General features: G+C 57.7%; 19 protein-coding genes and 3 pseudogenes. 11 read left to right on the forward strand and 11 right to left on the reverse strand.

Annotation, left to right across the window (positions count from 1 at the left end):
• Positions 1-21: 21 nt before the first annotated feature.
• The 5 genes from OGV19_RS20270 (at position 22) to OGV19_RS20290 (ending at position 5,755) form a co-directional block, all read left to right on the forward strand.
• On the forward strand, positions 22-612 hold the full coding sequence (locus OGV19_RS20270) for a hypothetical protein (RefSeq protein WP_264310368.1): 591 nt from the start codon (positions 22-24) through the stop codon (positions 610-612).
• 72 nt (positions 613-684) lie between these two features.
• A complete protein-coding gene (locus tag OGV19_RS20275) occupies positions 685-1,641 on the forward strand; it encodes an arsenic resistance protein (RefSeq protein WP_264310369.1) in 957 nt (318 codons plus the stop codon).
• A 101-nt stretch (positions 1,642-1,742) separates the two neighbouring features.
• The gene (locus OGV19_RS20280) at positions 1,743-2,282 is read left to right on the forward strand and encodes a sigma-70 family RNA polymerase sigma factor (RefSeq protein ID WP_264310370.1); all 540 of its coding nucleotides are present in this window, start codon (positions 1,743-1,745) and stop codon (positions 2,280-2,282) included.
• Positions 2,275-3,243, forward strand: coding sequence for a FecR domain-containing protein (locus OGV19_RS20285; RefSeq protein WP_264310371.1), 969 nt, complete (start codon positions 2,275-2,277; stop codon positions 3,241-3,243). The genes OGV19_RS20280 and OGV19_RS20285 overlap by 8 nt, the downstream gene beginning before the upstream one ends.
• Positions 3,244-3,322: 79 nt before the next feature.
• Complete coding sequence (locus tag OGV19_RS20290; protein ID WP_264310372.1) at positions 3,323-5,755, forward strand: TonB-dependent siderophore receptor; 2,433 nt, start codon at positions 3,323-3,325, stop codon at positions 5,753-5,755.
• Positions 5,756-5,904: 149 nt separating this feature from the next.
• Here OGV19_RS20290 and OGV19_RS20295 read toward each other — a convergent pair whose 3' ends face one another.
• Both OGV19_RS20295 and OGV19_RS20300 read right to left on the reverse strand, forming a co-directional pair.
• Positions 5,905-6,834 carry a malate dehydrogenase gene (locus OGV19_RS20295; protein ID WP_264310373.1) on the reverse strand — a complete coding sequence of 310 codons (930 nt, stop codon included), beginning with the start codon at positions 6,832-6,834 and terminating at the stop codon, positions 5,905-5,907.
• A gap of 142 nt (positions 6,835-6,976) precedes the next feature.
• Positions 6,977-7,204, reverse strand: coding sequence for a hypothetical protein (locus OGV19_RS20300; RefSeq protein ID WP_264310374.1), 228 nt, complete (start codon positions 7,202-7,204; stop codon positions 6,977-6,979).
• Positions 7,205-7,871: 667 nt separating this feature from the next.
• On the opposite strand from OGV19_RS20300, the gene OGV19_RS20305 reads away from it, so the two are divergent.
• The 5 genes and pseudogenes from OGV19_RS20305 to copD form a co-directional block, all read left to right on the forward strand.
• A complete protein-coding gene (locus OGV19_RS20305) occupies positions 7,872-8,225 on the forward strand; it encodes a hypothetical protein (RefSeq protein ID WP_264310375.1) in 354 nt (117 codons plus the stop codon).
• Positions 8,226-8,412: 187 nt separating this feature from the next.
• Positions 8,413-8,894 (forward strand): annotated as a pseudogene (locus OGV19_RS20310) (IS3 family transposase); the annotation flags it as partial.
• Positions 8,895-8,990: 96 nt separating this feature from the next.
• Positions 8,991-9,812, forward strand: coding sequence for a hypothetical protein (locus OGV19_RS20315; RefSeq protein WP_264310376.1), 822 nt, complete (start codon positions 8,991-8,993; stop codon positions 9,810-9,812).
• 41 nt (positions 9,813-9,853) lie between these two features.
• Entirely contained in the window at positions 9,854-10,318 is a 465-nt protein-coding gene (locus OGV19_RS20320; protein WP_264310377.1) for a hypothetical protein, read from the forward strand.
• Between the two features lie 752 nt (positions 10,319-11,070).
• Positions 11,071-11,796, forward strand: a pseudogene (copD, locus tag OGV19_RS20325) (copper homeostasis membrane protein CopD); the annotation flags it as partial.
• 69 nt (positions 11,797-11,865) lie between these two features.
• On the opposite strand, the gene OGV19_RS20330 reads toward copD, so the two are convergent.
• The 3 genes and pseudogenes from OGV19_RS20330 to OGV19_RS20340 form a co-directional block, all read right to left on the reverse strand.
• On the reverse strand, positions 11,866-12,087 hold the full coding sequence (locus OGV19_RS20330) for a hypothetical protein (RefSeq protein ID WP_264313982.1): 222 nt from the start codon (positions 12,085-12,087) through the stop codon (positions 11,866-11,868).
• Between the two features lie 165 nt (positions 12,088-12,252).
• Positions 12,253-15,897, reverse strand: a complete 3,645-nt coding sequence (locus OGV19_RS20335) for a beta strand repeat-containing protein (RefSeq protein WP_264310378.1) — start codon at positions 15,895-15,897, stop codon at positions 12,253-12,255.
• 246 nt (positions 15,898-16,143) lie between these two features.
• A pseudogene (locus tag OGV19_RS20340) lies at positions 16,144-17,471 on the reverse strand (tyrosine-type recombinase/integrase).
• Positions 17,472-18,001: 530 nt separating this feature from the next.
• On the opposite strand from OGV19_RS20340, the gene OGV19_RS20345 reads away from it, so the two are divergent.
• Entirely contained in the window at positions 18,002-18,310 is a 309-nt protein-coding gene (locus OGV19_RS20345; RefSeq protein ID WP_264310379.1) for a hypothetical protein, read from the forward strand.
• A 258-nt stretch (positions 18,311-18,568) separates the two neighbouring features.
• On the opposite strand, the gene OGV19_RS20350 is transcribed toward OGV19_RS20345, so the two are convergent.
• The 6 genes from OGV19_RS20350 to OGV19_RS20375 form a co-directional block, all read right to left on the reverse strand.
• Positions 18,569-19,468: a TIR domain-containing protein gene (locus tag OGV19_RS20350; RefSeq protein ID WP_264310380.1), complete on the reverse strand. Its 900-nt coding sequence runs from the start codon at positions 19,466-19,468 to the stop codon at positions 18,569-18,571.
• On the reverse strand, positions 19,465-19,740 hold the full coding sequence (locus OGV19_RS20355) for a YuaX family protein (RefSeq protein ID WP_264310381.1): 276 nt from the start codon (positions 19,738-19,740) through the stop codon (positions 19,465-19,467). The genes OGV19_RS20350 and OGV19_RS20355 overlap by 4 nt, the downstream gene beginning before the upstream one ends.
• A gap of 148 nt (positions 19,741-19,888) precedes the next feature.
• The gene (locus tag OGV19_RS20360) at positions 19,889-20,791 is read right to left on the reverse strand and encodes a hypothetical protein (RefSeq protein WP_264310382.1); all 903 of its coding nucleotides are present in this window, start codon (positions 20,789-20,791) and stop codon (positions 19,889-19,891) included.
• Positions 20,792-20,906: 115 nt separating this feature from the next.
• The gene (locus OGV19_RS20365) at positions 20,907-21,734 is read right to left on the reverse strand and encodes a hypothetical protein (RefSeq protein ID WP_264310383.1); all 828 of its coding nucleotides are present in this window, start codon (positions 21,732-21,734) and stop codon (positions 20,907-20,909) included.
• A gap of 836 nt (positions 21,735-22,570) precedes the next feature.
• The gene (locus tag OGV19_RS20370; RefSeq protein ID WP_264310384.1) at positions 22,571-22,846 is read right to left on the reverse strand and encodes a hypothetical protein; all 276 of its coding nucleotides are present in this window, start codon (positions 22,844-22,846) and stop codon (positions 22,571-22,573) included.
• Complete coding sequence (locus OGV19_RS20375) at positions 22,843-23,823, reverse strand: integrase domain-containing protein (protein WP_264310385.1); 981 nt, start codon at positions 23,821-23,823, stop codon at positions 22,843-22,845. The genes OGV19_RS20370 and OGV19_RS20375 overlap by 4 nt, the downstream gene beginning before the upstream one ends.
• Positions 23,824-24,128 lie beyond the last annotated feature (305 nt).

The raw sequence follows: 24,128 nt of genomic DNA on the forward strand, positions 1-24,128 counted from the left end.
ACGCCAAACCGGAGGCACCCCATGGCAGATAACAAAACGCGTTCCTTTACAGCCACCCTGCAGATCGCCGAATCACCGGTGAACAGCCTGGACTGTCTGTGCACGGGGCCAGTAACCCTGGTCACACCAACCGATGTGCCAGGGTACGTAATTGACGGCGATCACGTACTCGGCATGATTAACGGCACGGACGAAGACTGGCAGCACGGCCAGGACTTTGGACTGACCCCGTTCGACAAAGGCGACAATCCGTGCGCGATGCTGCTGTATTTTCGCTACAGCGACGCGGGTTATCGGCTTTACGTGCGCAGTGGGCCTCATTTCGGTAAAGGCATTTTCACCACCGCTGAAGGCCTGGTGGCCGCTCAGGCCATCAAGGCGCAAGACCCCAGCCTGTGGACCTTGGTCGATGCGCAAACCGGCGCCCCGTTCGACCTGGCACAACTTGAAGATGACCGGCGAGAAATCCAGATGGTCGCCAGCAACGGCCACCCCATGGAAATTAACAACCTCTACCCAGTGGGCGGTTTTCTGGCGTGCTACGCCGCCGCCCAGCAGTGCACCCTAAGCCTGTTGATTGTGCAACGCGGGGTGGATTGGCTGAACGCCTGATGTCGCCTGCACGGGCCCTCACGTATTACCCTGTGCCGCTTCCACACCCCCGAGCGCGCACAGGACCCTGCCTTGACCAGAGAGCAACTCGAAACCCATCAGATCCCGGTCTACTTCGCGGCCGTGCTCGCGGCCCTTGCTTTCGGCCTGCTGGCCACCGACACCGCACACCACCTGCAAGCGCTGATCACCCCCGCCATTGCCGTGCTGATGTACGCGATGTTCCTGCAGATCCCCTTCCTCGACCTGCGCCAAGGCCTGGGCAACCGCCGGTTCATCAGTGCACTGCTACTGGCCAACTTCGTCCTTATCCCACTGCTGGTGTGGGCAATCACCCGCGGCCTGGTCGCGCACCCGGCAATCCTGATCGGTGCCCTGCTGGTGCTTCTGACACCCTGCATCGACTACGTGGTGGTGTTCACCCACATCAGCAAAGGCGACTCACGCCAGACCCTCGCCGCCACGCCAGTGCTGCTATTGATGCAACTGGTGCTGCTACCGGTGTACCTGGCGTTGATGCTGGGCGATGGCAACGAAGTGGCGATTTCCATCACCCCCTTCGTGCAAGCGTTTGCCCTGTTGATCGTGTTGCCGATGATCCTCGCCGTGCTGACCAGCGCCAGCGCCCGTCGCTCACGCGTGGCATCGAAGTGGAACGACGCCTGGGCGTGGATGCCGGTGCCAGCGATGGCACTGGTGCTGGTGGTGGTGATCGGTTCACAGATTGCCGTGGTGCTACGCGATTTCGAGCGTTTGCTGCCGGTGATCCCGGTGTATATCGGCTTCATGCTGCTGGCGCCGGTGATCGGTTTTGCCACCGCGCGGCTGCTGCGCTTACCGGTAGCCGAGGTGAGGTCGGTGACGTTCAGTGCTGCGACCCGCAACTCGCTGGTGGTGTTGCCACTGGCATTGGCATTGCCGGAAGAGCTGCGCGGGTTGGCGGCGGCGGCGGTGATTACCCAGACCCTGGTGGAGTTGCTGGGGGAGTTGATTTACGTGCGGGTCGTGCCCGCATTCGTGCGAGGCTGAGCCGCTCATGAACGCTCTGTGAGGCCTGAACTTTTGCTTGTACCCGCCCGAGCTTATGCTGATAGAATGCGATGAATTCTCATTAACATCTATTCTATCCCGTGCAGTCCACTTCATCGGCAAACCACCCTCGGCATCACGCCATCGATCAGCTCTACAGCCACCACCACAGCTGGCTGCAGAGCTGGCTGCGCAGGCGCTTGGGCAGTGCTGCCGATGCAGCGGACCTGGCCCAGGATACGTTCATGCGGCTGCTTTGCAGTGCCACTGGCGAGCCACTGAACTGCACGACGCCGCGCGCCTATCTGGCTACCATCGCCAATCGCCTGGCCCTCAACTTCTATCGCCGCCGCTCGCTGGAGCAAGCCTACCTGGACGCGCTGGCGCAAACGCCGGAAGCGCTGGCACCGTCGCTGGAGCAACAGGCGCTGGTGCTCGAAGCCCTCGACGAAATTGACCAGGTGCTTGCCCTGTTGCCGGCTAAAACCCGGCAGGCGTTCTTGATGGCGCAATTGGAGGGTTACACCCAGGAAGAGATCGCCAGCCGGCTCAACCTCAGTGTGCGCACCGTGCAACGCCACCTTGCGCGGGCGTTTGAGGAATGCATCGTGCTCGCCAGCCAGTGTGCGCAGCATGAGTAACACCCCCATCGACCGGCGCATTGCCCGTGAAGCGGCCAGTTGGTTCGTGCGCTTGCAGCACAGTAGCGCCGGCGCCGCCGAGCATGCCGCCGGCGCCGAGTGGCGGGCGCGGCATGCTGACCACGAACGCGCCTGGCAACTGGCCGAGCGCTTTAGCAGCCGCGCCCAGCAGCTTGCCGGTGAACCCGCACGGGCGGCGCTGGAGCGCCCGCGCAACCTGGAACGCCGGCAGGCGCTCAAGACCCTTGCGTTGCTAATTGCCGCCGCCCCGCTTGGCCTCGCAGCCTACCGGGGGCTGCCGTGGCGCGAGTGGCAGGCGGACGCGCGCACGGCCACGGGCGAGCAGCGCAGCGTGCCCCTGCCGGATGGCGGGGAGATTCGCCTGAACACCGGCAGTGCCGTCGATATCACCTACGACGACAGCGTTCGCCGCGTGCGCCTGATCGCCGGCGAGATGCTGGTCGAGATACCCCACGAGCCTGCCAGGCGCCCCTTTATCGTCGATACCGCCGAAGCCCATATCACCCCGCTCGGCAGCCGCTTGCTGGTGCGTCAGTACTCAGGCAGCACGTTCCTCGCCGCGTTGGAAGGCGCTGTCGAGGTGCGCCCGCGCCTTTTACGGGGTAATGACGGCCGGGTGCACCTGGCGGCCGGCCAACAAACCCATGTCAGCCTCCAGGCTGTGCAGGCCCCCATGGCACTGGCGCAGGATCGTCTCGACTGGCTCAACAATGTGCTGCGGGTAGAAAAGACCCGCCTCGATGATTTCATCCGCGAGCTGGGCCGCTATCGACCCGGCCTGTTGCGGTGTGACCGCGCCGTGGCAGGGCTGCTGATCTCCGGCACTTTCCAGTTGCGCGACACCGATCAGGTTCTGCGCGCCCTGAGCCAGACGCTGCCGGTGAACGTCCACTACCGGACGCCCTACTGGGTCACCCTCACGGCGCGCGCGAATACGTAACAAGAATCATTGTCGTGTTTTGCGCACGTTGCGTGTCCCTTCCGTAAGCACATCACTTTCACAGGGCGGGGACAGATACATGGCGACGACGCAGGGCATGCAACCATTGGCGCGGGCAGTACACGCTGCTGCACTGGGCCTGATCATCACAGGTGGCGGCCTGACTGCAGCCGTGTCGCAAGCCGCCGAGCACAGCACGCAGCAGCGCCGTGCCTATCAGGTGCCCGCCGGCAACCTGAGCAGCGCCCTCTCCGAATTCGCCAGCCAAGCGAATATCACCCTGCCCATCGAACCGGGCCTGGTGGAAGGTTTGCGCAGCCCCGGCCTGAGCGCCGCCACCAGCGTGCAAGACGGCCTGCAGCAATTGCTGCAAGGCACCGGTCTGCAAGCCTCACCGCAGGGCAATGGCCTCTACCTGCTGACACCGCAGGTAGCGGCGGGCACGGGCCTGGAGCTAGGCGCTACCAGCATCACCGGGCAAGGCCTGGCGGCCACCACCGAGAACAGCGGTTCCTACACCACCGGCACTATGCAGACGGCCACCAAGCTGCCCTTGAGCCTGCGCGAAACGCCGCAGTCGGTCAGCGTGGTCACGCGCAAGCGGATGGACGACAAGGCCATGACCACCATCAGCGATGTGGTCAAAAGTGCGCCGGGGATTTTCCTCAGTAACTCCGGTGGCGCTGGGCGGCCGTCTTTCAGCGCCCGTGGTTTCGACGTCGACAACATCATGTACGACGGCTTCCCCACCAGCTTCCTGACCTACCTGCCCAGTGGCGAAGCCAACCTGGCCATGTACGACCGGGTAGAGATCGTGCGCGGCGCCACGGGCCTGGCCCAAGGCGCCGGTAACCCCGGTGGAGCCATCAACCTGGTGCGCAAACGCCCCACCCGTGAGTTCCAGGGCACGCTCACCGGCAGTGCCGGCAGTTGGGACGATTACACCGGCACGCTGGATGTCGGCGGCCCGCTCAATGAAAACGGCACCCTGCGCGCCCGCACCGTGGTCTCCAAGCAGGACGCCAAAAGCTTCCGCGACTCGGTGGAGAGTGACCACGATCTGTTCTACGGCGTGGTCGACGCCGACCTGACTGAAAGCACCACCCTCACCCTCGGTGCCTACCGGCAGAAAAACCACACCAACTACATCTGGGGCGGGTTGCCCATGGCCCGTGGCGGTGGTCACCTGGGGCTGCCACGCGACACCTTCCTCGGCCATGACTGGGAATATTCGGACAATCGCACCACCGGCTATTTCGCCACCCTCGAACATGCCTTCGCCAACGACTGGTCTCTGCGCCTGGCGGCCATGCAGACCAAGACTGACACCGACGTGCTGGCCTCTTCGGTCTGGGAATACGATCGCCACTATCTGTGGACCGAGGCCATGGAACAAAAGGAAAAAGGCTACGACCTGGCCCTCAGCGGCCCCTTCCAGCTGCTCGGCCAAACCCATGACCTGACCGTGGGCGTCAGCAAGCGCCAGCTGGATTACCGTTCCGGCAAGGCCTGGAGCGATTTCATCGACACCGGCAGCAACCCCTTCGAATGGACCCCCCGTGGGCATGCCAAGCCGGATTACGTCACAGGCCCCAACGGCCTCCCCGAGACCACCACCCAGGACAGCATCTATGCCAGCAGCCGCCTGCGCTTGACCGACCCACTGTCGCTGATTCTTGGTGGCCGCCTTGACTGGTACGACTTCGACGACAGCGAGAACAGCGAAAACAACTACAAGATCACCCGTAATCTGACCCGCTATGCCGGCCTGATCTACGACCTGAACGCCAATCACTCGGTCTATGTCAGCTACACCGATATTTTCAAGCCACAGACCAGCAAAGGCATAGACAGCAAAGTGCTCGACCCTGTGATGGGTGAGAACTACGAAGTGGGCATCAAGGGTGAATACTTTGGTGGCGCACTGAACGCCAGCCTGGCTGTTTTCCAGATTGACCAGAAAAACCGCGCCCAGGAACTGCCTGACGTCAAAGGTTGCGGCTCAGGCGCCGCCAGTGCCTGTTACGAAGCAGCCGGCCTGGTGCGCAGCAAAGGCATCGACCTGGAGATCCAGGGCGCCCTGACCGACAACTGGCAGCTGGCTGCCGGCTACACCTACACCCAGACCAAATACGTCAGCGACGCTAACAAAGCCCGCGAAGGTGAAGATTTCGACCGCGCCAAACCGCGTCAGCTGTTCAAACTGTCCACCATCTACACCCTGCCCGGCGAGCTGCAACGCTGGCGCGTTGGTGGTGACATCTACCAGCAAAGCCGCATCCGCACCTCGGGCGGCGCCGGTGCTACTGCATGGGAAAACCAGCAAGGCTCGTACACCGTGGTCGGCCTGGTGGCAGGCTACAAGGCCAGCGAGCAGCTGGACCTGCAGGTCAACGTCAACAACCTGTTCGACCGCACCTACTACAGCAGCGTGGCCAATGGCGGCTGGAGCCCGTATGACATTTATGGTGATCCACGGAACGTGAAACTGACGGCGCGGTACAGCTTCTAGTCGGCGGTGCCTTTCGCCATCTACTGATTTACCAGGGCCGATGTGGGAGCGGGCTTGCCCCGCGAACACCGGCAAAGCCGGTGCCATACACCGCGAGGCCCTTTCCCCTATCGCCGACCGCAGCGTCGGCGATAGAACGCCCTCCCCGCTTACAACGTATTCATCTCAGCAATATCCCGCACCACCTGGTCCGCAGAGTGGTCGAACATCGCCTGCTCCTGCACATCCAGCGGCAACTCGATCACCCGCACAATCCCCTCCTCCGCCAGCACACACGGCACCCCCATGGCGATATCGGTTCGCCCATACTCCCCCTCCAGCACCACGACCGCCGGCAAAATACGGTTTCGCCCATTGGCGATCGCATCCACCATCTGCGCAATAGCCACCCCCGGCGCATCACAGGCACTGCCCAGCTTCTTCAACCCCAGAATCTCGCCGCCACCCTTGCGTGTACGTTCCACAATCCGCTCTATTTGTTCGCTGGACAGAAAGTGAGACAACGGCACCGACCCTACCTGGCAGTAGCGCATCAACGGCACCATGCTATCGCCATGCCCGCCCAGCACCAGCGCCGTGATATCCCGAGCAGAAAACCCCGTCTCCTCCGCAATGAAACACTTCATGCGCGCGGTATCCAGCACCCCCGCCTGCCCGAACACCTTGTTACGGCCCTGCCCGCTGAGCGACCAGGCCCGATAGGTCAGCACATCGACGGGGTTCGACACCACCAGTACCGTCGCCGTTGGCGCATGGCGTTCGATATCCCGCATGACGCCATCGATAATCGGCAGGTTGATACTCAGCACATCCTGCCGCGACTGCCCCGGCTTGCGCGGCACACCTGCCGTGATCACCACCAGCTCAGACCCCTCCAGCATTTCGGCCTTGGACCCGCCGTAAACCCGGGTATCGGAGCCAGACTCGACTGCTGCCTGCCACACATCCAGCGCCTTGCCCTGCGCAAGCTCGCCTTGCACATCGATTAGCATCAACTCACGGCAGAACTCATCCCGGGCGATGATCTGCGCCGCCGCCTCGCCCACCATGCCGGCACCCACGATTGATAGTTTGTTCACCTGACACCTCCCAGCGGCGCGTGCCACTAGGAACACGCCTGCGTTATAGAGAGAAGTATTGCCTGCTAATGCCCAAAGGCCACCCTGAGGTGGCCAGTGGTCGTTTTATGAGGGGACGGTTAGCTTTGAGGAAGTACGCCGGTTAGTCGGCCGGGCTCTGATCGCGCTGAGACATCACCTTTCCGCACTGTTCGCTGGCCAGGCGGCTGATGATCTGGATTGCTTGATGGATGCCGGCTGTGTTGCGGAAGCTCAGGCGCGGGTTGTGTTCGCATTCCAGCATTTCGTCGTGCTGGACCAAGGCTTCGCCGAGCAGCTCCAGGGTCCAGGCGTAGCTTTGGAGGGTGGAGAGGCGTTCGTGGTCAGTCATGGGGGGCCTCCAGGGGTTTGGAGGTGGGGTGACGGCGGAGAGCGGATGCGAGGATCTGTAATGGACTTGAGGTGAGCATGCATGAGGTCCTTTTCGGTTGAAGCACCACGCTGACCGTCGCCAAACGGTTAGGGTGGCAGCTGTACGCGGGTTGGCGAACCGAGGAAAAGGAACCCGGCAGACCCGAAGGTCTCCCACGCACAGCCGCCATTACACGAAACTGCGGACGCAAAAAAAGCGCCTGCAATCGTGATCGGGGCGCCGTTGCGCCTTTTCGTACGGGTCGCCAAACCCGGTCGCGGAATGGGCCGCGACTTGAGCAAGTTATCTGGGTGGGGTTGGTATTGCAAGGTTCGGGGGTGTGGGAATGATCGCCGAGTGGCGTAGGCTTCCCAGTGGTGCACCACCGGTCTGCTGCTGACCGACGCCTTCACGCGTGAGCAAGTACGCAGTACCGACGATGTTTATCTGATCGTGCACGTCATGGGCCCCGTAGGCTTCATTCGTTTGCAGGAGACTCCCAGCGCTCGCGGCTTCCGGGTCAGCCCACAAGAAGATGACGATGACTTCCCCATTTGCGCAATGAAACTTGGCGACCTTCGCGTTGACTTCATGCCGGACGACGATTCCCTCGGGTTCAGCAACCGCTGGTACAAGGATGCTTCGCATGCCTAAGGAGCGGTACTCGTTTATCGAGGGTCTAGCCGACCAGCTGGAGTTGAGCCGCCAGGAAGTCATGTTGAAGCTACTTGAAAACGGCGTTGAAGCCGCGAAGACCGCGCTGAAGCTGGACGACGAGGAGCAGGAGGAGATCGACGCTGCGCCAGCTCGCTTCCACATGCTGAACACGAACCGTCGACACAGCAGCGAGGATCACGATCAGATGCTCAACGCAGGTGAAGCAGCAGCCTTTTATCACCCTTGGAAACTCAACATCGACCGCATCCAGAAGGATGATGTTGTTTTCCTGTACGAAAACGGCAGTCAGAACTTGCTGGACCTGATCCAGGCGAACAGCTGATCCTAGACCCGCTTCCACCAACGGGCCTTGCAAACGCAGCGGCCCGTTTTTTTTGTCGTTTCATACCAGATTGAGCAAGGAGCCCTGGCACCAAGGCCTGTGATATCAGTAGGCCATCTTGTAAACTCCAGCGATCTCAACCGCCTCTGGAGCAGCAGAATGGAACTCACCTTTGAGAGCGGATCACGTCTGGGTAACTGACATCACTTACATCCGCACTTATGAAGCATGGCTGTACTTGGCGGTAGTGCTGGATCTGTTTTCTCGCCACGAAATGGGTTGGTCAATGAAGCCAAGAATGTGCAGCGACCTGGCCATCGACGTGATGATGATGGCCATGTGGCGACGCAAGCCACAGCAGCAAGTGATGACTCACTCAGACCAAGGCAGTCAGTTCAGTAGCTCAAATTGGCATAGTTTCTTGAAGGCCAACAATTTAATCAAAAGCATGAGCCGGCGGGGAAACTGCCACGACGATGCCATAGCCAAGAGCTTTTTCCAGCTTTTGAAGCGGGAGCAAATCCGACGAAAAACCTACACAACACATGAAGAAGCCAGAAGTGATATTTTCGAATCGAGATATCCTATAACCTTAAACAACGAAACAGCAGTGCTATGCAACTGCCTCCAGTAGAGCATGAGAAACGCTTTTTCCTGAGCGTGGAGAGTGCCTACAAAGCAAGGGGCAATTCAAACACACAGCACTCGCGATATAACATTAGCCCCAATTAAAAAATCAACTGACTACTGATAAGGAAATTAGATATGCGCAGGCTCTATTTTACCCTCTGCTTCACGTTGCTATGTTCCATGGCTCATGCCGCTTTGCCGGCCGCGCCCTTGACAATTTCTGGGGCTCAAGAAGTGGCAAACGTGTTCAAGGATCGCTATGAAGATGACTTTAAATATGATATGTCCAGAGTTGCGCAGTCCGTATTCCCGACACCGGAACAGTCATATGTTTATGCTAAATACATGAACAAAGCGTTCGCAAAAGCTGGCTATAGCCTAGACGAAACCCTATATGAATATTTTAAGTCTGGCGGCCCATCTGGTGGAACTGCAGGCAGTCCTAATATTTTATTCTCGCAAAAGCTAAATCTCACCGTATATGCCAATGCCCTCAAAAATAATGCTATTGCCAATGCATTTATCAAGGCCAATGCTGTTTCTGAAAAAACAATAGCGTATGCGAAGGATGTTGCTACTGATTTTCCAATTGCTAATGCTGATTATGTAATTGATGCAACCCCAGGGTACTCGATACCGGGCACCGAGGATTACAGCCGAGAAAATGGAAGGTTCATAGGTCAAGTCAAGATTGGCACTGGCCCCTGGAAAGATTGGTTGTACTTTGAATGGGAAGCACGAAGGGGGGAACAATATGGCATCGGCATTGCGCAGATTGCTGGCCTTTTCGATAATGAGGCCATAATCTTCAAAGCACTAACTGGAAAAAGGGTAAAAGTAGAAGGCATTTATTTTATAGCTAAAGGTCAAGTGATAGGGGAACCTAACACCAGGAACATAGCCACCGACCCGCTAATTTTTGACCTCAGCCATGAGTTAATGTTTAAAACCCTTTAACTTTTAATTACTCGACGTAAAATTTAGAAAAAGAAACCTCTATGAAAATTTCAAAATATCTGTCCATTGCTGCAATCTCTAGTATCTCCACGTTCGCATTTTCTCAGCAATTTACCTACTTTTCATATCAAGAAGGCGGATATGCCGGAAGAATGCTTGTTGCTAACGAACTAGCGCATGACACCACCGCACAGCCCATTGCCGTCCACATTCAGACTGTAGATACAAGCACTCATCACGAATGTGATGTATGGGCCATGGAAAATACTGTAACCAGAATCACATCAAATGGTGAGATATCCACAACGATGCGAGTAGTAGATGAAAATAAAAAAGCCACTGGTGAAACTTTTGATGTAACACTTAAAAAGTCAACAGCGGAAATTACGTCGTCCTCGCCAAGTGAGTATTGCGGCGTATCGGCCATGTTCTCCGGAAATTGGGCGCGCACTCAAGAAGAAGCTACCGGAGAAAATCAAGAGCAAGGTGAGCAAGATGCACTGTGAGTGCAGGGAATTCTCCAATATTGAGAGCCTTTCTCTAGCGCCTCACTAATCAAAGAAGCTACCAAGCCCCGCTTGAGGTTCTCAAGCGGGGCTTTTTGTACCTGGAGTATTACTTTAACGATTACCTGTCCACTTACCGACTTGTAGTTATTTGGCAGTACCTCAGAGGCGTCCATCCTTAACCTGAAACAAGGACCTCCTTCACATTCCATAAAGTCTTCGACTCCATTCCTGAAGCTATGGGTCGGTGAGAAAGCGTGCCAAAGCTCCGTTGCCGAGTCGAAAGGTTACTCGGTAAATGCTGGATGCACTCTCGCCATTCTGGCTGCTCTTCCCAGTCATTCTGCCCAAAAAAAGCCCCGCTAGATACTAATCTAAGCGAGGCTTATGGGTGCTAATGGTACTTTTCTTGCTGTCAGCCTGCTGTAACCGCAAACATCACCATGACCTAAAAACCGCTAAAGCCCTTGATTTAACTGGTGCGGAGACAGACGGACGGTTGTTGGCCGTGAGGTCCCGGTTTTCGCGGGACTGGAATTTGGTGGATTTTTTGGCGTACCTCATAGGGTATCTATAAAAAGAATCAGCTAGTTATGGCTTTCAGTGGAATCGAATCGGGAATTGCGGAGGCTCCTCCCACCCACTTCAAATGTAAGCGATCCATAAACCCCACCCGTTGCATGAAGGGCGGGGAAATCAGGTATTCGAGCCGGGCACCTGCCCTGCTTGAGTCCTTAACCCGAACAACTGGTCAGCTATCCGGGAAGGTACTGCCCTTTCGCCGATTACTGACGGGAACTGCCGGCCTCGGTGCGCTGCTGTCCATCGCCGGCATGGTCCTGATGGTTCGCGCCATGAGTGGCGAACCGGACGTTACCGAACTGCGCCCTCACCTCGAGATGATGTTGCTCGAGGCGGACGTCGGGATGGCCTGGGCCGTGCGGATGATAGCGCTGGCGGTCGCAGGCTTGGCGGTGATACCAAATTCACGTGCCCCTGGCATCAGCCTGGTGATCGCCGCCACGGCCGGCGGCATTGCCCTCGCCAGTCAGGCCTGGAGCGGGCATGGCGCCATGGATGAAGGCAATCGCCGTTACTGGCACTTCACGGCAGACATCCTGCACCTGCTGGTGGCGGGCGCCTGGCTTGGCACGTTGCTGGCGTTTGGATTGATGGCGCAAAACCGCGTGCTGCAATCCGAAGTGCATATTCGCTTGCTGGCTCGCGCCGTTAAACGATTCGAAGGGGTCGGTGCGCTGATCGTTGTGATCATCACTGTGACCGGGGTAGTGAACTACCTGTTCATCGTCGGGCCGCGGCTGGATGGCGCTCTGCTCAGCCACTACGGAATACTGCTGGCGCTCAAAGTGCTGCTGTTTGCCGGGATGATGGTACTGGCGGCGTTGAACCGTTTTCATCTTGGGCCATTGCTGGAGCGGTCGTTGCGAGAAAGCCAACATCACGTGGCGGCCCGTGCCCGGAAGTGGAATGAGTCGTCTTCAGAGGGCGCTCCCACAGGAGCGCCCTTCTTCATTGCCGACCGCGTATCAGTCGCCGTGCAACAAACCGGAGCTGTACTCGCCAAAGCTATTGCCCAGCGCGCTGTCATGAAAATTCATCCTGTTGGCGTTGCTGTTGGCAGGCCCTGGGCCAAAGCCGGACGGCTGCACGGAGTCGACCGAATAATCGCGAGGAGAACTCACACTCGAACAGGCGCTCAACAGCACGGCACCCGCGATCAACGAGACCTTGATCAGGTTTGCGATCATCTTTTTATTCCTGTGGATTGAGGTGAGGAGGACGTGACATTCAGTTGCCATCCTATGCCTCGCCCGTGCCGGACATCATGAAGTTTTGCGGAGCGACAGCGTTGGTTCAGGAACGCTGTGCGCCCGGTGATATCCGCCCCTTCCACAGAGCTGCGGCGACGACAATCAGGCAATAATGTCTGCGTTGACGAGTGTCGTAACACCGACCAGGGAAATCTCGAATTCCGCCGCCGTGTCGGCATCGGTGCTGCCGAACAGGATGCCGCCAGCGAAGCGCACCTGCCCGGTCGCGTTAGCGCTGAAGGCGCTCGCCCCGATAAAACTGAAAGCTTCATTGATGGCGGTGGCCACGTTCGCGTCCAGGGTCGACAGGTCGATTTTGTCGCCCTCGGCGGTTTTGAAATCCCCGATCACATCGCGCAATGTGCCCAGGCCCATTTCACTCAAGGCATCGAAGTCGAAACGATCGGCTCCGACACCGCCATTGAGCTGGTCAACACCCACCCCGCCTATCAGCAGGTCATTACCGGCACCGCCGTTGAGGACATCATTGCCCGCGCCCCCCGTGAGGGTGTTGGCGGCCGCATTGCCGGTCAGGGTGTCGTTGAAGTTGCTGCCGGTCAGGTTCTCGAAGGACAGCAGCGTATCGCTGCCTGAGCCACCCGTGGCCTGAGCGGTGGTCACAGCCAGACTGGCCACCACCGCACTCGTGGCAAAGGCATAGGACGCGGTGTCGATGCCGTCGCCGCCATTGAGGATATTGTTGCCGGTCCCGGCAAACAGCGTGTTGTTCAAGGTATTGCCGGTGCCGTTGGCTGCCGTGGTTGCCAGCAGCCGCAGGTTCTCCACGTTGGCGCCCAGCGTATAACCGGCCAGGGAGCTGTAGACAGCATCCGTGCCGCCGGTGGCGGCGACCGCATTGGTTTCACTGACCACATCGCTGACGCTATTGACGATGTAGATGTCCGAACCGTCGCCCCCCTCCATGGTGTCACTGCCGGCACCACCATCGAGGGTGTCATTGCCGGCACCGCCATTGAGGACATCGTTGCCCGCGCCCCCGCTGAGGGTATTGGCGGCGGCATTGCCGGTCAGTGTGTCGTTGAAGTTACTGCCGGTCAGGCTTTCGAAACCCAGCAGCGTATCGCTGCCTGAACCACCCGTGGCCTGGGCGGTGGTGACAGCCAGACTGGCCACCACTGCACTGGCGGCAAAGGCATAGGACGCCGTATCGATACCGTCGCCGCCATTGAGGATATTGTTGCCGGCCCCGGCAAAGATGGTGTTGTTCAAGGCATTGCCGGTACCGTTGGCGGCCGTGGTTGCCAACAGGCGCAGGTTTTCCACATTGGCGCCAAGGATGTAACCACCCAGGGAGCTGTAGACAGCATCCGTACCGCCGGTGGCGACGACCGCATTGGTTTCACTGACCACATCGCTGACGCTATTGACGATGTAGATGTCCGAACCGTCGCCCCCCTCCATGGTGTCATTGCCGGCACCACCATCGAGGGTGTCATTGCCGGCACCGCCATTGAGGACATCGTTGCCCGCGCCCCCGCTGAGGGTATTGGCGGCGGCATTGCCGGTCAGGGTGTCGTTGAAGTTACTGCCGGTCAGGCTTTCGAAACCCAGCAGCGTATCGCTGCCTGAACCACCCGTGGCCTGGGCGGTGGTGACAGCCAGACTGGCCACCACTGCACTGGCGGCAAAGGCATAGGACGCCGTATCGATACCGTCGCCGCCATTGAGGATATTGTTGCCGGCCCCGGCAAAGATGGTGTTGTTCAAGGCATTGCCGGTACCGTTGGCGGCCGTGGTTGCCAACAGGCGCAGGTTCTCCACATTGGCGCCAAGGATGTAACCACCCAGGGAGCTGTAGACAGCATCCGTACCGCCGGTGGCGTCGACCGCATTGGTTTCACTGACCACATCGCTGACGCTATTGACGATGTAGATGTCCGAACCGTCGCCCCCCTCCATGGTGTCATTGCCGGCACCACCATCGAGGGTGTCATTGCCGGCACCGCCATTGAGGACATCGTTGCCCGCGCCCCCGCTGAGGGTATTGGCGGCGGCATTGCCGGTCAGGGTGTCGTTGAAGTTACTGCCGGTCAGGCTTTCGAAACCCAGCAGCGTATCGCTGCCTGAACCACCCGTGGCCTGGGCGGTGGTGACAGCCAGACTGGCCACCACTGCACTGGCGGCAAAGGCATAGGACGCCGTATCGATACCGTCGCCGCCATTGAGGATATTGTTGCCGGCCCCGGCAAAGATGGTGTTGTTCAAGGTATTGCCGGTACCGTTGGCGGCCGTGGTTGCCAGCAGCCGCAGGTTTTCCACGTTGGCGCCAAGGACGTGGTTCGCCAGGGTGCTGTTGACCGTATCGATACCACCGGTAGCAGCAACGGCATTGGTTTCGCTGACGACATCGAACAGGTTATCGACGAAGTAGGTGTCCGAGCCGTCACCGCCAGTCATCCTGTCTCTGCCAGCACCACCATTGAGGGTGTCGTTGCCGGCATCGCCGTTGAGATGGTCGTTTGCGCTGCCGCCCGTGAGGGTGTCGTCACCCGCGCCGGCATCGATGACGACGCTTCCGACACCCGCCCAGGTCAGCACGTTGGCCGCGGCATCGCCCGCCAGGCCGGTGAGTTTATTGCCGTTTGCATCGAACCGCTGGAAGTAAGTACCTTCACCTGCCCCGTCCTGGCCGGTGGACTCCCAGACAACCACATAACCACCATCGGCCAGAGTGGTCACCCGCGTGATGACCTGGTCGCCCACTACCGTCGTATTGACACGGGTTTCCGCACCGACCGGAGCGCCGCTGGCATTCAGACGCTGGGTGAAGACACCGGAAGCATCACCCGGACCGTTACCCACCCAGGTGACCAGGTAGCCACCATCGAACATGGCCGAAACATGAGGCTCCGACTGATCACCGGCGATAGTCGTGTTGACCCGGGTCTGCACACCCACCTTGGTACCGGCGGAGTTATAGAGCTGGGCAAATACGTCTATCTGGCCCGGGCCGTTGATGGTTTCAGGGTAAGACTCCCAGACGACCAGGTAATTGCCGTTGGCCTGCACCGCGACCATATGCTCGGTCTGGGTATCCACTGACGGTGTATTGACCAGGGTTTCCGAACCCACCTTGGCGCCCGCCGAGTTAAAGCGCTGGGTGATGATGCCATAGTCATCACCCGGGCCATTCCCTTCCCACACCGCCAGGTAACCACCGTCGGGAACACCAAAAATCTGCGGAAAATCCTGCGCCCCCAGGGTAGTGGTGTTGACGTGAACTTCCCCACCGACCTTGACCCCGCTGGCATTGAAGCGCTGCAGAAAAGACCCGAAGTTGCCACTGGCTTCCTCGGCCCCCCATGCCACCACATAACCACCGTCGGCCAGGGCAGTAATTTCAGGGGAATCGCGCAAACCCGCCAGGGTTGTATTGACAACAGTTTCGCCGCCGAGCCTGGTGCCGTTGGCGTTGTACTGCTGAGTAAAAATGCATTGCTGCCCCCCGGTATTGAGACCGGACCAGGTCACAACGTAGCCGCCGTTAAGCAGCCCGACCACCGAAGGCTGAAACTGCTCGCCCGCAAGCGTGGTATTGACCAGCGTCTCGCCCCCCACCTTGGCACCGCTGGCGTTATAGCGCTGGGTAAATATTCCAGTGGTCTCGCCAAGACCATTGCCCTGCCAGACGATGACAAAACCACCGTCGATCAACCCATAGATATTCGGATCCTCCTGATTGCCTGCAGTCGTGGTGTTAATCAGAGTTTCACCAAAATTTGGCATGACACAGTCCTTCTGCAAGATGACGAGAGACCGGGAGACTTGTGAGTCTGAGAATATCTGCGCGCCATCAAAACGCTAGCTCGTCCGTCGGATGAGTGGCCGGTTGATTGGCGATTCGGGGAAACAGGAATTGGTAGCGGTGTATTCCGGTAAGGCATCCTTGTCGAGGTTGACTTGCAACGGCGGCTTTGCAGCCCTGTTTGGATGGACCCGCGTGAAAGAGCAGCCAGCGCCGATCTTGCAGGCTTACCCGCGATTGAATGCGCCATGGCCATTTGGCAAGGCCGTGACGTTGTCGCCTACCGGATGGGCAAACTCATGCGGAGTGACATGGCCCGATCTGTTGGCATCGATGTAGTTACTCCACCACGCCATTATCAACCGACGCTGCTCCAGAAATTGGGCCTTGTGGATGTAAGCGGCGCGCACGCGGTTACGCTCCTGATGACTCATCTGCCGTTCAATTGCCGCGTCCGTCCACAGCCCTGATTCGAGCAAGGCACTACAAGCCATGGTCCTGAAACCATGCCCGCAGACGTCCTTAGTGGTGTCGTACCCCATATTGCGCAGTACCTGGTTAACCGTATTCTCCGACAAGGGCTTCCAGTACCTGTGATCACCGGGCAATACGAGTTCAGAGAAGCGATTCAAGCTGCGCAGCTGTTCAAGGATCTCGATGACTTGAGGCGACAGAGGCACTATCTGAATGTCCCCACTCATCTTGGTCCCGCGCGTGGAATAGCGGACACCCTCAATCGGCTTACGAGTATCGGAGATCTCCCACATCGCCCGTTGCAGGTCGAATTCATCCCATCGGGCAAAGCGCAGTTCGCTGGAGCGCACGAACACATGCAGCGTAAGCAGCACTGCGAGCCGGGTCAGCTCGCGACCGGTGTAGTTGTCGATTCGGCTCAACAACTCAGGAAGGCGGTTCAGCGAGAGTGCAGGACGATGCACGGTGCGCGGCGCTTGAATCGAGCCGGCCAGATCGAGCGCCGGGTTTTGAGTGATCTGTCGCGCCCGCTTCGCGCCCCGCATGATCGTCGATAGATAGTTCTGCACACGCAAGGCGACATCAATGGTGCCGCGATCCTTGATTCGCTGAGTGACCTCAAGGAGATCATGGGTGTCGAGTTCAGCGATAGGCCGCTGACCAATCAGTGGAAATACATGGGTGCGCAACCTACTCAGGACCGTTTTCGCGTGCCCCTCAGTCCAGCGCCGGGACATTTCGACGTGCCACTCCAAAGCGACGGTTTCAAAGAGAAGACTCGCCCGCTGGGCAGCAATCTTGGCCTTCTGCTTTTCTTCCATCGGATCAAGGTTGTCGAGCAACAGAGCCTTGGCTTCATCGCGCTTGGTTCTCGCGACAGCCAACGAAACGATGGGGTACTTGCCGATGATCAGCGTGCCTTCCTTGCCGTTGGGTTTGAAATACCGCAGCCGCCAGGTCTTCGAGCCACTGGGCGTGACGTACAAGTACATGCCCCGCCATCGAACAATTTGTAGGCGCGATCACGCAGTTTGGCCGTACGGCATTTGAGGTCGCTGAGCGGAATGGCTAGACGTGGCATAGGGGTACGTTCTCCATTCAGGAAAGACGCTGTACCCCAAAAATACCCCCGTTTATTGGGGATTTTATTGGTTCCCGACGGAGGGTCGTGGAAACGAAAAACCGGCCAGAAGGCCGGTTTAGAGGGCTTCCAAAGCATTTAGCGGAATGCAGTGGAGCTGGATGTGGTGCGGAGACAGGAATCGTATCAACACGGAAGAGGCTGAATTCAATGGGTATTGTTCTTTAGGGTATGACTCATTATCTCTAAAATTATCCTCAGCCTATTTCCTGGCTCCCTACCACTTCGAAAAACCATGACAGGATGATGGAAGACGCTGGAGCGTTCTGCTAACCATTCGCCAAAGCCAGGCTCAGACTCTTCTGATGGATGGGAACTATCGACCCCTACCCGTCGTTCGAGACGGGCGACAAACGGCCACAAGCGGTCGTCCCACCTGTCAGCCAGCCTGCGGTACTCTGCACTGTGTCGCGCTGCGCTCATGGGCCCGGCGGTATACTCAGAGCACAACCCAGGCAAGGAAGCATTTGATGGAACATCAGCCAGTCGAGCGCCATGTCAGCGATATTCAGGTCAGTGCCTACATCTCTGATCGAAAGCGCCTTACGAGGTTGCATCACGTATTGGGGTACGCCGCGGCAATGATGGATGTTAATGGTATCGGCCGCTTAGCGAGCCGCGTTGCTGGAGTGCATGATCACAAAGGTATCCTTCAGGTGCACTGGTTTAGCGTACCTGCTGATGTTGAAAGGCACGTATTCAGGCAGGCCTGGGGTAGCCAGGTCGGAGACGGCACCGACCAGGTAGAGCACTTTAGGGATGATGTTCAACTGCCGTAAATCTAGCGGGCATGGGGGAAACTGAAGGCACCGGTCGAAGCAGCCTACGACCTACTTGATATTAAGGAGGCTGTCCTGAAGGCATCCCAGGGTGAACGTACCGGTAAAATTTTACTCACCCCAAAGCATTCCTAAACCTTCCTCTTTGTGAAAATCGTCTTTTGACCTGCACGGCCGGCGGGGCAGGTAGCGCCTAGCAAGCACCGCCCGCTGGCTTCATGCAAGCTCTCCAGAGCTTGCTCAACCTCCCTCAGAGGTTTACGCGCGCATGACCTTGTTCCAATCGACTGGATGTCCTGCCGCCTGTAGTTCGCGCCCTAAAGCCTGCTTCCAGCCGCCAGCTTCATCCATTCGCTCCCACACTACACCGGCAAAATCACTAGGTATGTCCAACTGGCCCCGTTTAAGAGCGCAAACCCTGCTGCGCCCAAGTCGCCCGATAAAGTAGCCCAACTCTAGCAACACATTCTGCCGTGCCCGAGGCTCTAAATCGCCTCCTTTAACACGGCCTTCGTCGTCAGGCGTCAACAGCACAACTGCGAAGCCGACATCCCCGTGGGCCTCAACCTTTTCTATCACCGTACGACCTTGATTGGCCTGCTCATGAAGGATGATAGCTTCGAACCCTATCCTTTCGAGAAAGCGAGCAACCGACTCGCGCGCGCCGTCGTCATGACCGTGGACAATGAATACTTTATTCGACATAGGAGGCCTCAATACTGGTTCTGATCTTCCTTCTGTCTCGACGTACAACTTGTAATCCCTGATGAAGGGGATTATCAATTGCCTCGTTAGCTCTCGAATGCCAGCAATTATTTTGCTGCCCGAGTAAAAGAAGTGATGCCCGAAATCTATTGCAAAATGTGGCTCGGCTGCAAGTTTATCAACCAATAGTAGCGTTAGACCCAGCGTCTGCTGTTGATCATCGGGCCATAGGAGCGTTGCACTCCCAACCATGCTTCCCGCAGTATCTTCGCTTGTCTTTATAAAGCCATCTAAGTCCAGTCCGCGTTTTAGAGCGCTATTGATTTCTTCAAGGGCAGGGCTATTGAGGAGTGCTGAGATTCTTTTCAGGGGTCGTTCAAACGTCTGCGGAGTCGCTCCTTGCAGGTCTAATAAAGCGTTATTGAGCTGCGAGAAAAGGTCAACATACGTCATTCATCGGTCTCCAGCCTCGCGGCCGCAGCGCGGTCCAAAATTTCTGAGCGATAGCGCTCTTTCATTTCAGCTGCTAGCGGCTGGATGATCGGATTTGATCCGTGTCGACCAACAGCCTCATCAATGACGGCCTCTACCTGCTGGACTGCTTGCTCAATGCTCGCAGGATCATAAGGATCGAAATTTACGGTACACAAATCACCGTCGAGCCGCTCTAGCACTTCCTGCGCATCCTTGAGTTGGCGTTGTAGCTTGTCGAGTCCTTTTAGCATGGTCCTGACCTCTTCCTATGGTTGCAGAACGACATCACTAATTTTGTGCATGTAGAGAGATACCCGTGGCAGTGCCGGATCTTGATGGCAAAGCCCATGAGCCCACGCTAGAGCGCAGCATGGAGAGCCTAGCTTGGAAGACCGTGCCTCACTTCTGCTTGCGGTGCCACCACCTCGGTTTCTTAATAGCTTCACTGAAATCCGGCTCCCAGCCGGCCATCCACTCGGCATAGTCTGCGTCAGTGGGGATCAAGCCCTCGTTGCCTTTGACGGTGTTGGCCTTGCGGACCAAATACTTTTCGCCGGACAGTTTTTCGTACCGGTCACGGACCTTCACGCCTTGGTTTGTCAGGCAGTCAACCAGCTTATCAGCGAAAAACAGCACATCATCGGTGTAGCGCGCTATACCTCGAACCGATGTGCCGTATTGTGTGTTGACCACACCACCTACTGGAATTTCTAGGTAGTAATCTTCGGGAGTGAACCCCGGTGGCAAGCCCCCGTGGAGGAACTTTTCTACGAGAGAGTTATAGCCTCCAATGATCCAGTTGAGATTCCCGACAGCGTCGACCAAAGCAACTAGGGATTTCACACCGTTGGGGGACAGGCGGATACTTTTTAGGACCAGCTCCTGTAGCTCCGATACAGGCGGCGCGAAGGTCTGGAGATTCAGCTGGTCAATCCGCAGCGAGAATGGGGCTTTTGGGGAAGGGCCTGCCTTGTACGCTTCATACCTCCTACGGTCTGATTCGTACTTTTGCAGGAAACCCGACACGTATTGCTTTTTCATGCCGCCAGTCACATCCGATACTGAGATACACAACGTGATGGCTACGTCGATGCTTCGGAACTCGGACAACAGCTCGTCCCTTAGCTTGGCATTGCGAGCGATGCGTCCGGCCATCCAGGCACCGACACCAGCACCAATCCCGGCACTGATCAGCGCGCTGCCCCAGACACCAGCGTCAAAGCTGGGAAAGCTAGCGACCCAAGGAAACAGAGGTGCTGTAGCCGTATACACGCCGTTGATTGGTGTCCACGCATCCGCCATTGCATTCCCTCGCGTTCATCACCCCGACCATTCGTGGCACAGGTGCGGCATGATACCGGGTTTGGCACCAAGCCGAACAAGCGCAAGTGACGGGATGAAGGGCACGGATGCCCCCTTAATCGGTGAACTCGGTGCGGCTGTTTACGACCCTGTACTTGAAACTCTCGACCCTCGGACTCTCGTCAACGTCGTCATAACGTAAAATAAGCTTGCCCTCTACAGGGCCCTGGGTTAGGGGCAGGTACACATTCAGGGACGCTTCGCCATCCGCGCCAATCTCTCCGAGCACAATTGAATGTGGGTCCAGGAAAGGCTCGCCAAAGCTGACTTCAACGTTCAACGCTTTGTTGCCCTTGTTACGGATTATGATCTCGTTCATGGCCTCGCCTGCACGCCTGCCATTTCCACTACTCCGGGTGCTAACCAAAAATTTTGCGGAAATTTCCCGTTCCCTACGCTTACGCGCTTCCTCCATGGCCACGCGTTGTGCTTCTGCCTGCTCCACAGCTATCTTGGCCATGATTTCTTCCCGGATCTCGGCTTTCTTGGTATCCAGGGCCTGCATTCTCAGTTCCTCGCCCTGTTGCACGAAACCGAGGACCACCCAGAAGAACGCTACCGGCCCAAATGCACCGGCCAAGAAATCACCCACTTCGTTCAGGGGCATCGTACCTAGTGTGCCAATACGCCCCCAGATCAAGGGAAAAATTACCGCAAAGTAAGCCAAGGTCAGAATGAACCCGATCAGGCCCAGATGCTTGCGCAGATCCAGGCCCTCAGGGCGTATCATTGTCGAAATATGCCTGATTGTAAGTGGGATGATCACGGCCAACAGCAAGCCACAATAGATAGCTGTCGACACAGGTAGCGGCGTCGCCACCTCCGGCGTAACGACTAGTGCAGGCGGTGTGCTCCAGAACACCCCCGATACAGGTTCCCACATCTTCACCTTCTCAATCCCTCGCGTTCGCCGCTCGACAATTCGTGGCACAGGGCAGCATATTACCGAGCAAGCGGCGTCGATGTGAATTCACCAGCCAGACGCTGTATCGATCGACCCATTTGCTGCCAACCTATTCACCTTGCTGAAGTAGAATGTCGGCGAGTTCCGAGGTGATGACGAAAGCTACAACACCGTTCGCCGACTAGGTGAGGCAGTCGACTTCGATCGTCGAGAGGAAGCTGTGGAGTTTGCCCAGTCCTTGCATGACAAGATGGCATCAGCAGGGCGACGATTGGTGAGAAAGTTGAGCACGGCATTGATTCGATGCTGCGCAATAACAAAAGCGCTGCTGACGCTTACGACCTTCTGTTCGACTTCTCCTATCTGGAACTACGTTATTAGCTGCTATTCCAAAACGCCGAAATCGAGCAGCTATCTCCAGGCCAACGAGGTGCGTTGCTGCTGATTTTCTACCTGCTCGTGGGAAGGGGCGTAACCCGATAATCCTCGATCAGCCCGAAGAAAACCTCGACAACGAGACCGTGGTCAGCCTTCTCGTCCCCGCGTTCACAGGAGCGAAGAAGCGTCTGCAAACCATCATGGTCGCGCACAAACCTAACCTCGCGATTGTCTGAAAAAGGAAAAAATGGACAGAGCACGTTTTATCATTTTAGGGCTCTATGGCAAGAGGACTTCAAGACCCTCAATCGAATAAATTCGGGGAATCAAATCGTGGTCTGTCCCCCTATTTCACTTAAAGGCGGCCGACCATCAGCCAAGCATCAACCTATTTTAGGGATTCAATCTTTGCCGGTGGGCGAGCCGAATACATAGACTTACTGCTTGAATATCCATGGTTTTTCTAATCGATGCACGATTAGCTGTACCGTCAGGTGGTAGTAATATCGTGTCGCCTCGCTGTTCCGGCATAGGCGAATTTCGAGAAACCAAACCAGGTGCTTTCTCTGCCAAGCCCAAGGCGATCCTCGCTGCCAGCGCTCCGCAATTTCGGCCTGAATGATTTTTGCCTGTTGCACATGGCGTTGCCGGGTTGAGTGCGAGCCGCTCAGCACGCCAGCCAAGAACGACTCCATATCGAATGGTTTGCTCATGACCGCCCTCCAATGTAGGCCGCGACCACATCGATCCGACCGTGCCCCAACTCATAGCTGATTTGCATTCGGGCCTCACGATCTAGGTTCCTGTCTGCCAGGCAACATTGGCCGCCGTTGATAGGCGCGGGGTGTTGGGTGATTTGCTCATAGCGTTCACATGCATACGCCGCTCGTAGCTCATGGAAGCCGTTGAGCTTGTGTGCATGCAGGACGTCCCGCGCTGGGCGGATGATTTCCTGCAGAACATTCAGATAGCTTTCGTCTGGCGCAATCAGGTTGCGGCTACTCGCAGGCGACACCTGCCCTGCAAACCCAAGTGCGTCTTGAACATGTTGGTCCACCGCAATCCATCGTGGCGCTGAGGCGCCAGCGCGACCGCCTTTGGTGCCATCTTGAATGTTGATCCTGCCTAGGTCTTCAGCCTCACGGCTCAGCCGTGGCAGGTCAGCCAGGATGGCCTCACGCAGGCGCATGCCGGTGGCTCGCGCCAACAGAACAATCGCTGCGGCCCGTTGCTGATGATCGCGACAAAGCGCATCGACGATCTGCTTAACCTGTTCGCGGTCTTGGCCTTGCGGAGCCGATTGGCGAACTCCGGTGCGCTGCATTCCTAACGCCTTGCTCGGACTGGGCAATTTCACACACTGATCACCGCGCAGCGCCGCCATTGTCCTGTTAACGCTGGATAGGCGGTTTTGTGCGGTGCTGACAGCAAGGTCACCGCGCCTTACCACGTCGCGCAGGTACGCCGCATAGTCCGCCAATACCTGCCGATCAATCTGCCGCGCATCATTGATACCGGGCCCTTGTTCGGAGCGGCACCATCTGACGAATGCCTGCCACCGATCACAGTGTGCCTTCACCGTGCCGTAGTGGCCGCCGCCGAACATGTCTTTCAACGCCTGCGGCCCTGCGTAGCTCAGTTGCCTGCCGTAGCCGAAATTACGGCCATCGCGTCTACCCACCAATGCCATGTCGAATCACCTCATCGTTCGGTCTTCGATCCTCGCCCCACGTCATCCCGCCAAGAATGTTGAGTGTTATCAGGGATCAAGGCCCCTGCGACCTGTGGGGAATGTCCTCTTCGCGGGACTGGCGGCTCCTTACGTCCGGGAGCAAGGGCATCTCATGATCTGGCCTCCTGAGCACCGTTACCGGTGGGCGGGTGGAGGCAGCATTGGCTGACTAGACCAGCGCCTGAAGATCCTGAGCCGGGTGAACGCAGCACTGCGATGACCGGGGCATGCCTGACTGTCAGTCAGGTGCAGTCCATTCCGTG

Source organism: Pseudomonas putida (assembly GCF_025905425.1).
In the GTDB taxonomy this organism is placed as follows: Bacteria; Pseudomonadota; Gammaproteobacteria; order Pseudomonadales; family Pseudomonadaceae; genus Aquipseudomonas; species Aquipseudomonas putida_AF.

Bases quoted from the DNA above. Each gene is read 5' to 3' on its own strand.
- OGV19_RS20270 (WP_264310368.1), top strand. From the start codon at position 22: ATGGCAGATAACAAAACGCGTTCCTTTACAGCCACCCTGCAGATCGCC.
- OGV19_RS20285 (WP_264310371.1), top strand. From the start codon at position 2,275: ATGAGTAACACCCCCATCGACCGGCGCATTGCCCGTGAAGCGGCCAGT.
- OGV19_RS20290 (WP_264310372.1), top strand. From the start codon at position 3,323: ATGGCGACGACGCAGGGCATGCAACCATTGGCGCGGGCAGTACACGCT.
- OGV19_RS20300 (WP_264310374.1), bottom strand. From the start codon at position 7,204: ATGACTGACCACGAACGCCTCTCCACCCTCCAAAGCTACGCCTGGACC.
- OGV19_RS20305 (WP_264310375.1), top strand. From the start codon at position 7,872: ATGCCTAAGGAGCGGTACTCGTTTATCGAGGGTCTAGCCGACCAGCTG.
- OGV19_RS20315 (WP_264310376.1), top strand. From the start codon at position 8,991: ATGCGCAGGCTCTATTTTACCCTCTGCTTCACGTTGCTATGTTCCATG.
- OGV19_RS20320 (WP_264310377.1), top strand. From the start codon at position 9,854: ATGAAAATTTCAAAATATCTGTCCATTGCTGCAATCTCTAGTATCTCC.
- OGV19_RS20330 (WP_264313982.1), bottom strand. From the start codon at position 12,087: ATGATCGCAAACCTGATCAAGGTCTCGTTGATCGCGGGTGCCGTGCTG.
- OGV19_RS20335 (WP_264310378.1), bottom strand. From the start codon at position 15,897: ATGCCAAATTTTGGTGAAACTCTGATTAACACCACGACTGCAGGCAAT.
- OGV19_RS20345 (WP_264310379.1), top strand. From the start codon at position 18,002: ATGGAACATCAGCCAGTCGAGCGCCATGTCAGCGATATTCAGGTCAGT.
- OGV19_RS20350 (WP_264310380.1), bottom strand. From the start codon at position 19,468: ATGACGTATGTTGACCTTTTCTCGCAGCTCAATAACGCTTTATTAGAC.
- OGV19_RS20355 (WP_264310381.1), bottom strand. From the start codon at position 19,740: ATGCTAAAAGGACTCGACAAGCTACAACGCCAACTCAAGGATGCGCAG.
- OGV19_RS20360 (WP_264310382.1), bottom strand. From the start codon at position 20,791: ATGGCGGATGCGTGGACACCAATCAACGGCGTGTATACGGCTACAGCA.
- OGV19_RS20365 (WP_264310383.1), bottom strand. From the start codon at position 21,734: ATGTGGGAACCTGTATCGGGGGTGTTCTGGAGCACACCGCCTGCACTA.
- OGV19_RS20370 (WP_264310384.1), bottom strand. From the start codon at position 22,846: ATGAGCAAACCATTCGATATGGAGTCGTTCTTGGCTGGCGTGCTGAGC.
- OGV19_RS20375 (WP_264310385.1), bottom strand. From the start codon at position 23,823: ATGGCATTGGTGGGTAGACGCGATGGCCGTAATTTCGGCTACGGCAGG.